General features: G+C 38.4%; 12 protein-coding genes, 6 pseudogenes and 1 other annotated feature. Of the genes and pseudogenes, 10 read left to right on the top strand and 8 right to left on the bottom strand.

What is annotated here, in order from left to right; translation table 11 throughout:
- Nucleotides 1–152 precede the first annotated feature (152 nt).
- On the top strand, nucleotides 153–446 hold the full coding sequence (locus ACO1B7_RS14930) for a hypothetical protein (RefSeq protein ID WP_423090334.1): 294 nt from the start codon (nucleotides 153–155) through the stop codon (nucleotides 444–446).
- An 87-nt stretch (nucleotides 447–533) separates the two neighbouring features.
- Here ACO1B7_RS14930 and nadS read toward each other — a convergent pair whose 3' ends face one another.
- Nucleotides 534–806, bottom strand: coding sequence for a NadS family protein (gene nadS, locus ACO1B7_RS14925; RefSeq protein WP_000369781.1), 273 nt, complete (start codon nucleotides 804–806; stop codon nucleotides 534–536).
- Nucleotides 799–1,122: a type II toxin-antitoxin system RelE/ParE family toxin gene (locus tag ACO1B7_RS14920; RefSeq protein ID WP_423090339.1), complete on the bottom strand. Its 324-nt coding sequence runs from the start codon at nucleotides 1,120–1,122 to the stop codon at nucleotides 799–801. The genes nadS and ACO1B7_RS14920 overlap by 8 nt, the downstream gene beginning before the upstream one ends.
- Before the next feature lie 74 nt (nucleotides 1,123–1,196).
- Here ACO1B7_RS14920 and ACO1B7_RS14915 point away from each other — a divergent pair, with 74 nt between their 5' ends.
- The 4 genes from ACO1B7_RS14915 to ACO1B7_RS14900 are packed head-to-tail and all read left to right on the top strand — an operon-like array spanning nucleotide 1,197 to nucleotide 4,504.
- Nucleotides 1,197–2,648 (top strand): phospholipase D-like domain-containing protein, encoded by a 1,452-nt coding sequence (locus ACO1B7_RS14915; RefSeq protein ID WP_423090333.1) that lies wholly within the window; start codon nucleotides 1,197–1,199, stop codon nucleotides 2,646–2,648.
- The gene (locus tag ACO1B7_RS14910) at nucleotides 2,638–3,186 is read left to right on the top strand and encodes a ferritin family protein (RefSeq protein ID WP_423090332.1); all 549 of its coding nucleotides are present in this window, start codon (nucleotides 2,638–2,640) and stop codon (nucleotides 3,184–3,186) included. Before ACO1B7_RS14915 ends, ACO1B7_RS14910 begins: the two co-directional genes overlap by 11 nt.
- Nucleotides 3,158–4,036: a hypothetical protein gene (locus ACO1B7_RS14905; RefSeq protein WP_423090331.1), complete on the top strand. Its 879-nt coding sequence runs from the start codon at nucleotides 3,158–3,160 to the stop codon at nucleotides 4,034–4,036. The genes ACO1B7_RS14910 and ACO1B7_RS14905 overlap by 29 nt, the downstream gene beginning before the upstream one ends.
- 27 nt (nucleotides 4,037–4,063) lie before the next feature.
- A complete protein-coding gene (locus ACO1B7_RS14900) occupies nucleotides 4,064–4,504 on the top strand; it encodes a DUF4268 domain-containing protein (protein WP_423090330.1) in 441 nt (146 codons plus the stop codon).
- Nucleotides 4,505–4,710: 206 nt separating this feature from the next.
- Here the strand turns inward: ACO1B7_RS14900 and ACO1B7_RS14895 are convergent.
- Nucleotides 4,711–4,788 (bottom strand): annotated as a pseudogene (locus ACO1B7_RS14895) (plasmid replication DNA-binding protein); the annotation flags it as partial.
- Between the two features lie 204 nt (nucleotides 4,789–4,992).
- Here ACO1B7_RS14895 and ACO1B7_RS14890 point away from each other — a divergent pair.
- On the top strand, nucleotides 4,993–5,559 hold the full coding sequence (locus tag ACO1B7_RS14890; RefSeq protein WP_004897285.1) for a recombinase family protein: 567 nt from the start codon (nucleotides 4,993–4,995) through the stop codon (nucleotides 5,557–5,559).
- A 39-nt stretch (nucleotides 5,560–5,598) separates the two neighbouring features.
- Here the strand turns inward: ACO1B7_RS14890 and ACO1B7_RS14885 are convergent.
- A pseudogene (locus tag ACO1B7_RS14885) lies at nucleotides 5,599–6,832 on the bottom strand (IS3 family transposase).
- Nucleotides 6,427–6,543: a sequence feature (AL1L pseudoknot), on the bottom strand. Its footprint overlaps the pseudogene before it by 117 nt.
- Nucleotides 6,833–6,964: 132 nt before the next feature.
- On the opposite strand from ACO1B7_RS14885, the gene ACO1B7_RS14880 reads away from it, so the two are divergent.
- Both ACO1B7_RS14880 and ACO1B7_RS14875 read left to right on the top strand, forming a co-directional pair.
- On the top strand, nucleotides 6,965–7,666 hold the full coding sequence (locus ACO1B7_RS14880) for an IS1 family transposase (RefSeq protein WP_004282341.1): 702 nt from the start codon (nucleotides 6,965–6,967) through the stop codon (nucleotides 7,664–7,666).
- A gap of 410 nt (nucleotides 7,667–8,076) precedes the next feature.
- Entirely contained in the window at nucleotides 8,077–9,240 is a 1,164-nt protein-coding gene (locus tag ACO1B7_RS14875; protein WP_004897278.1) for a zinc-dependent alcohol dehydrogenase, read from the top strand.
- Between the two features lie 133 nt (nucleotides 9,241–9,373).
- Here the strand turns inward: ACO1B7_RS14875 and ACO1B7_RS14870 are convergent.
- Nucleotides 9,374–9,748: pseudogene (locus tag ACO1B7_RS14870) on the bottom strand (IS5 family transposase); the annotation flags it as partial.
- Between ACO1B7_RS14870 and ACO1B7_RS14865 the strand changes: the two are divergent.
- Nucleotides 9,744–10,016, top strand: a pseudogene (locus ACO1B7_RS14865) (HisA/HisF-related TIM barrel protein); the annotation flags it as partial. The pseudogenes ACO1B7_RS14870 and ACO1B7_RS14865 overlap by 5 nt on opposite strands.
- A gap of 300 nt (nucleotides 10,017–10,316) precedes the next feature.
- Here ACO1B7_RS14865 and ACO1B7_RS14860 read toward each other — a convergent pair.
- A complete protein-coding gene (locus ACO1B7_RS14860) occupies nucleotides 10,317–10,964 on the bottom strand; it encodes a sterol desaturase family protein (RefSeq protein ID WP_004812246.1) in 648 nt (215 codons plus the stop codon).
- 114 nt (nucleotides 10,965–11,078) lie between these two features.
- On the opposite strand from ACO1B7_RS14860, the pseudogene ACO1B7_RS14855 reads away from it, so the two are divergent.
- Nucleotides 11,079–11,261: pseudogene (locus ACO1B7_RS14855) on the top strand (AraC family transcriptional regulator); the annotation flags it as partial.
- Between the two features lie 51 nt (nucleotides 11,262–11,312).
- On the opposite strand, the gene ACO1B7_RS14850 reads toward ACO1B7_RS14855, so the two are convergent.
- Nucleotides 11,313–12,245 (bottom strand): IS5 family transposase, encoded by a 933-nt coding sequence (locus ACO1B7_RS14850; protein ID WP_423090329.1) that lies wholly within the window; start codon nucleotides 12,243–12,245, stop codon nucleotides 11,313–11,315.
- A 53-nt stretch (nucleotides 12,246–12,298) separates the two neighbouring features.
- Nucleotides 12,299–12,871 (bottom strand): annotated as a pseudogene (locus tag ACO1B7_RS14845) (IS5 family transposase); the annotation flags it as partial.
- Nucleotides 12,872–12,909: the final 38 nt, after the last annotated feature.

The following is a 12,909-nucleotide window of genomic DNA, read 5'->3' as shown; positions in this document are numbered from 1 at the left end:
ATACGAACATCCATTATGTAAAATGGAAGAAGACTTAGCCGGTTTTATTCAGTGATTTTTAATTTAAGAATAACAATATCAAATATTGATTCAATATTGAATATTGAATCAATATTTGATATTGTTGTGTTATTAATTAAGGAATTTATATTATGAAGATTTCAGGTTTAAACAATAGCGGATGTATTCTCTCAAGTATGGCTAAAATTCATTTAGAGAAAGGTTGGTTTGATGGTGCTTGTATAAAAGGGAAAGATAATAACTTTATTATTTTTTTTACTGGTAAAGACGCAGATTGGGATGGAAAACCATTGATTCTTAGTAGCTCTAGAAACCCATTTGAACCAAGGATATTTAAGAGTATTGATGGTGCTGCTGCTGAGTTAAGCAGAATAGGAATCCAAGAAATTAATTTGGTTATTACAGATATAACCAATAAAATTTAGTTAATATTTCCTAAAATTAACATAATACACCTTATACGAAATAAAAAAAAATGGGAGCCTTAAGCTCCCATTTTTTAAGTAATTTTTTCAAATAAGGCTTGGGTGAGCATCTAAAATTCGAATCAATGTAGCTGCTGGTCCAGTTGGATAGCGTCGTCCCTGTTCCCAATTTTGCAGGGTACGGGGGCTAATATGTAGACGTGCAGCAAATTCATTTTGGCTCAAGCCAGTTTTTTCACGTACTTCTTTAATATCAGGCAATTCGAGTTCTGTAACTCGGCTTGCTTTAACTTCTTTACGTTTGATAGCTCCAGCTTCTTTGATTGAAGCAACCAAGTCATCAAATAAGTTGTTATCCATGAAATTGCTCCTTCACGAGTTGGCGCAGAATGGCGGTTTCCTTATCTGTTAAATTATCTTTTACTGATTTTGGATAAGCCACTAAGAAAAAGATCTGATCATCCTCGGTGACCCAATAATAAATCACCCGTATCCCACCACTTTTCCCTTTGTTACCTTGAGCACAACGTACTTTGCGAATACCACCGCCATTCTTGATTAGGTCACCTCTATCAGGCTGTACCAAAAGATCTTGCTGAAGTTGACGATATTCCTCATCAGATACAAGGTCTTTAATTTGCTTGGTAAAGATGCTGTCCACAATAGTGTCTAGGATCACTCAAAGCTCCATTTTTATGTTAAAATATTTTAAAATATTAATAACTTATAAAATATTTATTGGATATAAAATTGTCAGTTAAAGCTTATTTTAGAGATATTCATAATGTCATTTTGGACTATATCCAAAAAGCTGAAAATGAAATACTCATTGCTGTTGCTTGGTTTACAGATCTGGAGTTGTTCGATGCTTTGTGTAAAAAAGCACAGCAAGGCTTATCTATTCGTCTTGTTTTGATTGATGATGAAATCAATAGAGGGGTTGGTAAGCTTAACTTTGTTCGTCTACAGAATCTAAAGGCTCAAATCACTTTTTTAGAAACACAGAACTTTAATCGAATGCATCATAAATTCTGTATTATAGATCAAAAAATTGTGATTACTGGTTCTTATAATTGGACTAAGCAAGCACGAAATAATGAGGAAAATATTACAGTTATCAAAGATGAAGTGCATATTTATGATGACTATTCGGCAATCTTTAATCAGTTAGTTGATCCTCAAGTCTCAATATCGACCATTAAATTATCTCCTGATGCAGTGAAAAGACGTCTTGAGATGATTAAAAATTTTATTTTTCTCGATGAAACTGAAAATATTCCGTCTCAACTATCAAAATTAGCTCCTGTTATCGAAAGCTATAAACTTGAACAGATTCATACTTTTTTAGAAAAAGGTGCTTATCAACAAGCTGCTGAAGAAATTACAATTTTCTTAAAGAGCTTTACTGCAATCGTTGTCAGTGAAGATCATGAAGCGAATGAATTAAAGTTTGAGTTAAAAATACTAGAACTCCGACTTGAATCAATCACCAATGAACAAGCCGATCTTGAACGAGATATTCTGTTATTTAACCGCAGACAGTATGAAATTCTGGGTGATTTAATCAAAGAATTACTGCGCTTGAAGGCTGAGTATCAACAATGTATTGCTGAACAAGCAAAACAAGAGCAGAACCAAGAACAAGAAGAGATAGATGAACTAGAAGAAGAAGCTGAGCAAGCAAAAGATACCTACGATGAATATTCTGAGGAGTATGAAGAAGTACAGCAAACAGAAGTAAAACAGCTCAATGAGTTAGAAGAAAAAGAGTTAAAAAATATATTCCGTAGAGCGTGTAATCTTTGCCATCCTGACAAAGTTACTGAGGAGAAAAAAGGACAAGCTAGCCAAATATTCATTCAACTCAAGGAAGCGTACGATAAGAATGATATTGCTGCTGTAAAAATCGTTTATGCAAAGCTACAACAAGGTGATTTTTCACAAACCAAATCAAGTAAGCTCAAATCCATTGATATTTTAAGGTCTTCTATTTCTGAAATAAAATATAAGCTAGAACAAGCCATTCAAGCACTGCATAAGCTATCCACTGATCCAGTTACAATGACTATCAATCAAATCGGTAAAAATGAGTCACAGTGGGTAGATTATCTACATAATAAAAGAGTAAGTTTTGAGGGAGAAATAGCAGCTTGGCAAGAAAAATTAGAACAATTAAGAGTTGGAGAATTTAATGAAAAATGAAATAGCTATTGGTCAAACGCAAGAACTTCAAATCAAGAAAGCCAAAAATCAGCTTTCGACAGTGTTTAGTTTAATTCAAAGTGATGAAGCCATTCGGCTAGTTAATATTCTAAAACGTATTGAGACTGATAAAGGAATAGAGTTTTTATGCTCTTTTGAAAATATAAATTGGTCAGTCGAACTCATCGAAAAATATAAAGATCAATGGGATTGGCGGGGGCTTTCTAGAAATACATCCTTACCGTGGTCAATCGAACTCATCGAAAAATATAAAGATCAATGGCATTGGGATTTGGGGGGGCTTTCTAGTAATACATCCTTACCGTGGTCAATTGAACTTTTTGAAAAATATAAAGATCAATGGGATTGGGGGGGCTTTCTTGGAATACATCCTTACCGTGGTCAATTGAACTTTTTGAAAAATATAAAGATCAATGGGATTGGTTGTATCTTTCTAGAAATACATCCTTACCGTGGTCAATCGAACTCATCGAAAAATATAAAGATCAATGGCATTGGCATTGGGGGGGCTTTCTAGAAATACATCCTTACCGTGGTCAATTGAACTTTTTGAAAAATATAAAGATCAATGGGATTGGGGGTGTCTTTATAGTAATACATCCTTACCGTGGTCAATTGAACTTTTTGAAAAATATAAAGATCAATGGGATTGGTCCTATCTTTCTAGTTATACATCCTTACCGTGGTCAATTGAACTTTTTGAAAAATATAAAGATCAATGGGATTGGGGGGGGCTTTCTAGTAATACATCCTTACCGTGGTCAATTGAACTTTTTGAAAAATATAAAGATCAATGGGATTGGGGGTGTCTTTCTAGTAATACATCCTTACCGTGGTCAATCGAACTCATCGAAAAATATAAAGATCAATGGGATTGGGGGTGGCTTTCTAGAAATACATCCTTACCGTGGTCAATCGAACTCATCGAAAAATATAAAGATCAATGGGATTGGCGGGAGCTTTCTGAAAATGAATCCTTACCGTGGTCAATCGAACTCATCGAAAAATATAAAGATCAATGGGATTGGTTCTATCTTTCTAGTAATACATCCTTACTGCGGTCAATCGAACTCATCGAAAAATATAAAGATCGATGGGATTGTGAGTGGAGTTGGGGTTGGGGTTGGGGTTGGGGGAGGCTTTCTACTAATACATCCTTACCGTGGTCAATCGAACTCATCGAAAAATATAAAGATCAATGGGATTGGCGGGAGCTTTCTGAAAATGAATCCTTACCGTGGTCAATCGAACTCATCGAAAAATATAAAGATCAATGGTATTGGCGGGAGCTTTCTTGGAATGAGTCGATTCATTGGCCAAAATTATCGATAAATATGGTTGATGAGATCATGCAGTATAATCAATGACGGATTCAATAACGAAGTGAAACACATTTGTCATATTGGGAAGAATTATTAGAATATTTTTCAAAATTTAATAATCGTTTATATAACAATATAAGTCCAAAAAGTGATCATTGGCTTAATACTGGTTCTGGTATCTCAGGATGTGCATATACACTACTTTTTTTACAAAAAGAGCTAAGAGTCGAATTTGCTATGGGGCGTTCAAATGCAGAAGAGAACAAACTATTATTTGATTTTTTTAGTAAGCATAAACAGCAAATTGAAGAAGTATTTGGACAACCTTTGGAGTGGTTACGTTTAGATGATAAAAAATCATCCCGTATCCAATTATCAATACTGGTAGATGGATATGATAATACATCTTGGGAACAACATTTTAAGTGGCATTTGCAAAATATAGAAAGATTAGAAAAAGCATTTAAGCCATTAATAGGTGAAGCTTACAAAGCTTTAAATAATATCAGTTAATATTTACTAATTTTAAAGTGTTTCTAAAATTAACATAATACACCTTATACGAAATGCGTTATAATTCTCTTGAAAATTCAATGCTGTAGTTTCTAGTTGATAGCCCATCTTCCCCAAGGTGGGTTTTTTTTATGATTTTTCACGTTCCATGCCTATTATTTAATCAAAGTTTCACAACTTTATTCATATGAGTTAAACAATCGTGGTTAATCATAGGGTCTAAAAAAACGGCTCCAAAAGCCTCTTTTTTCGGATTCTGGTTGTTCAGGGGTAGCAATCTGTTTAGGTGAACCGTACTTGGTTTATTGGAGACAAGTTTTTAAATCTAATTTATGTAACTATAGAGTATACCCTAAAGTTACAATCTGAAAGTTCATGAAATTATGTATCATTTAAATGATTTTTAATCATAAGTAACATGTAACTTTGATATTAAAGATTTATAATTTACAAAATTGTTCATTTTTATCCAATTGGGGCGAGAAAGAGTGAAAGGCCAAAAAGTAGGTTATGTGCGAGTGAGTTCGGTCGAGCAAAATACTGGGCGTCAACTTGAGGGGATTGAAGTCGACCGGATTTTTGTTGACCGTGCTTCAGGTAAAAATACTGACCGACCTAAATTTCAGGAAATGTTGAACTATGTCCGGGAAGGGGACAGGGTGATTGTACATTCCATGGATCGTTTTGCGCGAAGCCTGAAAGATTTGGTCACTGAAGTAGATAAACTGGTCAAACGAGGGATTGCCATCCAGTTTGTAAAAGAAAATATTACTTTTACGGCCGAATCCACCCCGATGGATAATTTGATGCTGCAATTGATGGGTGCTTTTGCACAGTTCGAACGTGAGATCATTTTAGAGCGGCAAAAGGAAGGAATAAAACTCGCCTCTGCTCAGGGGAAGTACAAAGGTCGGGTGCATAAACTAAAGCCTGACCAAGCTGAAGCTTTACGACAAGCATGGAGGGAAGGGAAGTATCCATCAAAAATGGCATTAGGAAAAGCTTTTGGGATTAGTCGTCAGGCGGTATACCGATATTTACAAGTTAGTGAATAGTGAACCGTACCGGGTTTGTCGGAGACTTTTTTATTTAAGTTAGGCCACCTGACCTAACGGGTTAATCTTATCATAGTATATTGCTTCAAACTCAAAAGGCGATACATAACCCAGTGCACTGTGTACACGCTTTTTATTGAACCAATCTACCCAATTTAGTGTCGCAAGTTGTACATCCGCTAAACCTTGCCAACCTGCTTTTAGATATTCAATCACCTCTGTTTTGTATAAGCCATTCACCGTTTCAGCCAAAGCATTATCGTATGAATCACCAGTCGTACCGACTGATGCTCGTAAATTTGCAGCTTCTAAACGATTGGTATGGCGAATGGAAAGATATTGAACACCTCTATCTGAATGATGAATCACATTCTTTGGCATGCCTCGATCATGCAATGCTTGCTCCAATGCATCGAGCACCATATCTGTATTCATTCGTGTAGATACTTTCCAGCCAACAATTGCTCGTGAGAACACATCAATAATAAAGGCGGTATAGACTCAGCCTGAATTTGTTTGAATATACGTAAAGTCACTCACCCACAGTTGGTCAGGATGATCAGCAGTAAAATTACGTTTCACTAAATCATCTGCTCGTTTTTGGTCATCTCGGCTACGGGTGGTTTGTTTGTTCTTACCTCACCAAACACCTTGTATACCTAGCTTTTTCATTAATCGAGCAACAGTACAGCGTGCGATAACATAACCTTCACGTTTCAGTTTTTGCCAGACTTTACGTACACCATACCGACCTGAACTTTCCTTCCAAATTCGTTTAATTTGTTCAGCATGATGCAAGTCATGTAAATCTCGCTTTGCTCGATGTTCTGGATTTTCGCAGAGATCTAGAGTGCGGTAATAGGTTGAAGGTGCGATTGGTAAAATTCTACAAATCGCCTCGACTCCGTACAGCTCTTTATTATTATGGATAAAATCCACCATTATTTGTGTGGGCAGTCGAGCTCCGCCTGGGCGAAAAAAGCGGCTGCTTTACGTAGAATCTCATTGGCGCGTTGCAGTTCTTTATTTTCGCGTTCGAGTTGTTTGATACGTTCTTGGTCTGAAAGCTGCTGTACTTTAACTGGATTTTGCTGATCTAAATGCTTTTGATGCCAGGCACGTAGTGTTTCAGGAGTACAACCCTTGCGCAGTATACTGCTCAGGGAGCAATAGCGGTGATCGCAGCCCAATTCGATGGATAATCTTTTTCAGATTCAATCAATAATTGAACCGCTCTTTCTCTAATTTCAGGGGTATATTTTAATTTTGTCATCGGGATAGTCTCTCAGAATATTAACTCTCCGACAAACCCGGTACGGTTCAGTCTAGGATCAATTTAAAAAATGGGTGGTGTTTCAAAAAGTATGCTGAAAAAAAGCAGGTTGGATTTTGATAAAATAGAGAAATGCGAATAACTCTAGAAATCAAGTGTCCAGCCTGCCTAAGTGACAGTATAAAGAAAAATGGCACAAAAGTAGATGGTAAGCAAAATTACCAATGTAAAATATGCAGACGTCAATTTATTGGTGATCATGCTCTCAGTTATCAAGGCTGTCACTCAGGTATCAAAACCAAAATATTACACCTCATGGTGCGAGGCAGTGGTGTCAGGGATATAGCAGAAATTGAAAGAGTAAGTATCGGTAAAGTTCTACGGACACTTAGCCAATCAAAATATCAACTTCGAGCACAGCAAAGTCATTATGAAACCCTTGAAGTAGATGAGTTTTGGACTTTTGTTGGTCATAAGCAAAATAAACAATGGCTAATTTATGCCTATCATCGAGAAACAGGTGAAATTGTTGCTTATGTATGGGGTAACCGAGATTTAGCCACTGCAAAACGACTTAAATTAAAATTGAAGCAGTTAGGTGTAAGCTATACATGTATATCAAGTGACCATTGGGATAGCTTTGTTACGACCTTTAAAGAATGCAAACAGTTGATTGGTAAATTTTTCACTGTGGGTATAGAAGGCAATAATTGTCGATTACGGCATCGAATCAGGCGAGGCTTTAGGAGAAGCTGCAACTTCTCCAAAAAGCTTGAAAATCATTTCAAAGCCTTTGATTTAGTGTTCTTTTATATCAATAATGGATTCGTTTAATGCCAGCATACTTTTTGAAACACTACCCATTTTTCACCTATTAACCAATTAGAATTAAGTTTTAAGCAGCTAAGTAATTTTACAAATACTATATCCTCATTCTTTAAAGATCAAAAAAATTGCTTTTTTATCTAACTAAAAGGTGTCTACAAAATTGGTGGCTATTCACTATAAGTTATAGAAATTACTAGATGTTTCTTTAATTCTGTTCTTTTCTATTCATTCGACACATAAGCTCACGAATTACGTAAACCCTATATAAGTTTATTTTTTAAACACTCGGATGTCTTATTTCATACATTAATTTACAGCGATTTCTTGGCGCATAAGGCTCTAATAAAAGTGTTTTTTAATTCTTGGCAGCCTTGCTACGAGTCTGTTTAATGTTGAACTAGAAAGAGGAAATCCGCATGCGTGCTCTTACCTATCATGGTGCTCGGGATGTACGAGTTGAATCTGTTCCAGATCCAGTGATTCAGGAACCAGATGACGTTATTTTAAGGGTGACAGCCACCGCCATCTGTGGCTCAGATCTGCATTTATACCGGGGAAAAATCCCGGCCACTGAAGACGGTGATATTTTCGGCCATGAATTTATGGGAATTGTAGAAGAAGTCGGCCCACAAGTAACCGAAGTCAAAAAAGGTGATCGGGTAATTATTCCCTTTGTGATTGCATGCGGTCACTGTTTTTTCTGTGAACATGAACTAATGGCTGCCTGTGAAAATACCAATACCGGCCGTGGTGCAATTCTCAATAAAAAACAGATTCCACCAGGGGCAGCTTTATTTGGCTTTAGCCATCTGTATGGTGGTATACCGGGTGGTCAAGCTGAATATGTGCGGATCCCCAAGGGCAATGTCGGACCATTTAAAGTGCCAGGCTCCCTGCCTGATGAAAAAGTATTATTCCTGACCGATATTCTACCAACCGCCTGGCAAGCAGTGAACAATGCCCAAGTTGGTCGAGGTTCCAGTGTGGCGATTTATGGTGCTGGCCCAGTCGGTCTGCTGGCTGCTGCCTGTGCGCGGATGCTCGGTGCCGAGCAGATTTTTATGGTCGATCACCATCCTTATCGTCTGCGTTTCGCACATCAAACCTATGGAGTGATTCCGGTCAATTTTGATGAAGTCGATGCCGCTGAATTTATCATTCAAAATACCACGGGTTATCGTGGAGTCGATGCCGTCATTGATGCGGTCGGTTTTGAAGCTAAAGGCAGCATGCTGGAAACCGTAATGACCAACCTGAAATTAGAAGGTTCGAGTGGTTCAGCGTTAAGACAATGTATTGCAGCGGTCCGCCGCGGCGGTGTGGTGAGTGTACCTGGAGTTTATGCCGGTCCAATTCATGGCTTCCTGTTTGGTGATGCCTTTGACAAAGGTTTAACCTTTAAAATGGGACAAACCCATGTGCATAACTACTTGCCGCAGTTGCTAGAACATATTGAAAATGGAGATCTGTCTCCAGATCTGATTATTACCCATCGCATGAAACTGGAAGATGCTGCGGAAGGTTACCGTATTTTTGATAAAAAAGAAGAAGACTGTCGTAAAGTGATTCTGACGCCATAAATATGATTAAAGGAAAGCGCCATCAGGCGCTTTTTTATTTTTTATCATCATTTTATCAATCCTCTTTTTCTTGTTTTTAAGGGCTTTGTTGCACAAAGATTTGAAATGCAAAGCGCCCCTAATTGAGCCAAATTTAAGGCGTAACTTGGGTAAGTGGTCGACCTAATTCCGTAAATCTGTTAAGCACTGCTACACGTGCATGGATCTCATTCACTTGGCTATCAAAACTCCTTGCACTGAGTTTATCTCCTAATAATTTAATGCAGTGCATCTTAGTTTCAACCAAACTTCGCCGATGATAGCCTGACCATTTTTTCCATAGTGTCCTGCCTAAACGTTTAACTGTTCGAAGTAATTCATTTCGCTCTAGCGAGCTACTCTTTGTATCTTTCCATGGTTTCGCATTTTTTCTAGGTGGAATCACCGTATGCGCTTGCCGATCTGCAATGACCTGACGGCATTGCTTGGTGTCATAAGCTCCATCGGTATAAACAGAGTCAATCGACTTTGGTGCAGGTGAATTACTGATTACCAGTATGGATGCCGATGGAACCAAAGCAGGCTATGACATCGCTTTAATGCGTCAAATCAATGATCGTGTCACGATTCCAACGATTGCTTCAGGTGGTGTAGGAAATTTACAACATTTGGCAGATGGTATTTTGAAAGGTGGCGCAGATGCTGTACTTGCAGCTTCCATTTTCCACTTTGGTCAACATACGATTCCAGAAGCGAAAAAATATTTAGCTGAGCAAGGCATTGAAATGCGCCTTTAAGCAATAAAAAATAGCGAGATCCAAACCTCTCAATGCGATTGCTTGAGAGGTTTTTTATTCGGCAAATTTTAGTCAAAAAAATACCTTGCTGAGCAAGGTATATGAAATGCGTTTATACAACGCTAGAGGGTAAACGAAAAACAATAAATTTGGATAAATATCAAGCAACAAAAAGGCTTGGGCTAAATTAGCGAGATATTCAGCAAAAATATTGACATTAAAAACCAATTTTATTGACAATTCACGACATAAGCACACGACCAGCATCATGTTTTGTCAAAATGCCCTCTTCACGCTTTATCAAGAAGCAACCGATACTTTTTCGATCTCTTCTGTCTGAGCAGCGGCCACCAATTTTGGTTTCTGTTCTACCCATTTAGCAGGAAATACTGATTCAATCGCTTCAGTTAATATCTTCGAAATCGGTGTAGGTAAAGGTAGACCCAATGGATTGGCTTCTTTCAAATCTGCTGAAGACACCACACGCGTCCCCATCACATAATCAAACCAAGGACGAGTAACACACCAATTTGCATCTTGGTTCGAGTTCATGTGGTGATCATAGTGCCACGGGATTGTACGCTTCGCCCAATCAGGCTCAAGATGGGCACGGCGATGAACATAATAATAATTCCCCGCACTATAAATCGCTGCAAGCGCCATGCCTTTTGAAAAAGGATAGAACACAACACTTAGCACACCTGCGGCTACAGCAAGTGACATTAACTCATTGCGCGTACGCCAGTTGTCCAGACCCTCGACATAACAATCATCAGAAAAGCCCTGCTTGCGCACTTCACGGTGGTGTGCCCAGTGCGATTCCATCTGTTTTGGCGTTGGGCTGAAACGTGGCTTGCCTTTACGGTGAACCCCATGCAGTAGATATTTATGGGCAAACCATTCATAACCGTTTGCAATCACCAAACCTGCAACAAAACCCTTCAACATGGTTTTCTCCAAATGTTTCCTTATTTTTTTAAAGATATAAATTTTTGTAGGCGAAGTATTGACGATACGATATATTTATATTGACAAAACACGACAGAATAAGGAGTAGACAGGATGTCCCAACTCAAGAACTATACAGGCTCTGTTTATGGCGGATTAGGGCATTTATTAAAGGCTTATTGCGAAACAAAAAATATTGAAATTCCTGAGCAATTACAACAAGTCCAAAATCTTGAACGTTTTGATTACGTCATTTGGCGTGACTTACTTGAAGATCTTAATCGTTTAAATCCCAAGGCTTTGTTGCACAAAGATTTGAAATGCAAAGCGCCCCTAATTGAGCCAAATTTAAGGCGTAACTTGGGTAAGTGGGCGACCTAATTCCGTAAATCTGTTAAGGACTGCTACACGTGCATGGATCTCATTCACTTGGCTACCAAAACTCCTTGCGCTGAGTTTATCTCCTAATAATTTAATGCAGTGCATCTTAGTTTCAACCAAACTTCGCCGATGATAGCCTGACCATTTTTTCCATAGTGTCCTGCCTAAACGTTTAATTGTTCGAAGTAATTCATTTCGCTCTAGCGAGCTACTCTTTGTATCTTTCCATTGTTTCGCATTTTTTCTAGGTGGAATCACCGCATGCGCTTGCCGATCTGCAATGACCTGACGGCATTGCTTGGTGTCATAAGCTCCATCGGTATAAACAGAGTCAATCCGCTCATCTTGTGGAATCTGATCAAGTAAATCACCAAGCACCTGTGAATCACTGACATTATTGGTTGTAAGCTGAACTGCTCGTATTTGTAGGGTTTTGGCATCTATACCAATATGAAGTTTACGCCATTGGCGACGATATTCAGATCCATGTTTCTTGCGTTTCCATTCGCCCTCACCTAGAAACTTCATGCCTGTAGAGTCCATGAGTAGATGCAGCCCATCGCTACTTTTTTGGTAGCTGATTACAATATCAATATGCTTTTGTCTTCTACAAAGCGTGGTGTAATCTGGAGCTATCCAATTTAATCCGCAAAGTTTAATCAGACTTTGTACAAAGCCAGTAACCATACGTAAAGACAGACGAAATAAGGATTTAATCATTAAGCAGCATTGGATGGCTGCGTCGGAGTAGGTTTGATTTCGCCCTTGTTTGCCTTTTGATGGAGCATACCATTGCGTAGCAGGATCAATCCAAATGGCAATATTTCCGCGACTCATGAGTGCTCGGTTATATGCGGGCCAATTGGTTGTGCGGTAGATTTTGTGTGTAGGCTTCTTCATTTGAAAATTATATCGCTAAAAAAGCCTTTACAGATAGGTTTGTGCAACAAAGCCGAGTCAATCTGCTCATCTTGTGGAATCTGATCAAGTAAATCACCAAGCACCTGTGAATCACTGACATTATTGGTTGTAAGCTGAACTGCTCGTATTTGCAGGGTTTTGGCATCTATACTAATATGAAATTTACGCCATTGGCGACGATATTCAGGTCCATGTTTCTTGCGTTTCCATTCGCCCTCACCTAGAAACTTCATGCCTGTAGAGTCTATGAGTAGATGCAGCCCATCGCTACTTTTTTGGTAGCTGATTGCAATATCAATATGCTTTTGTCTTCTACAAAGCGTACTGTAATCTGGTGCTGTCCAATTTAATCCGCAAAGTTTAATCAGACTTTGCACAAAGCCAGTGACCATACGTAAAGACAGACGGAATAAGGATTTAATCATTAAGCAGCATTGGATGGCTGCGTCGGAGTAGGTTTGATTTCGCCCTTGTTTGCCTTTTGATGGAGCATACCATTGCGTAGCAGGATCAAACCAAATGGCAATATTTCCGCGACTCATGAGTGCTCGGTTATATGCGGGCCAATTGGTTGTGCGGTAGATTTTCTGTGTAGGCTTCTTCATTTGAAAATTATATCGCTGAAAAAGCCGTTACAGATAGG

It is taken from the genome of Acinetobacter lwoffii, assembly GCF_049367455.1.
Lineage (GTDB): Bacteria > Pseudomonadota > Gammaproteobacteria > Pseudomonadales > Moraxellaceae > Acinetobacter > Acinetobacter lwoffii_W.
This window is presented reverse-complemented; position numbering and strand designations above follow the sequence as displayed.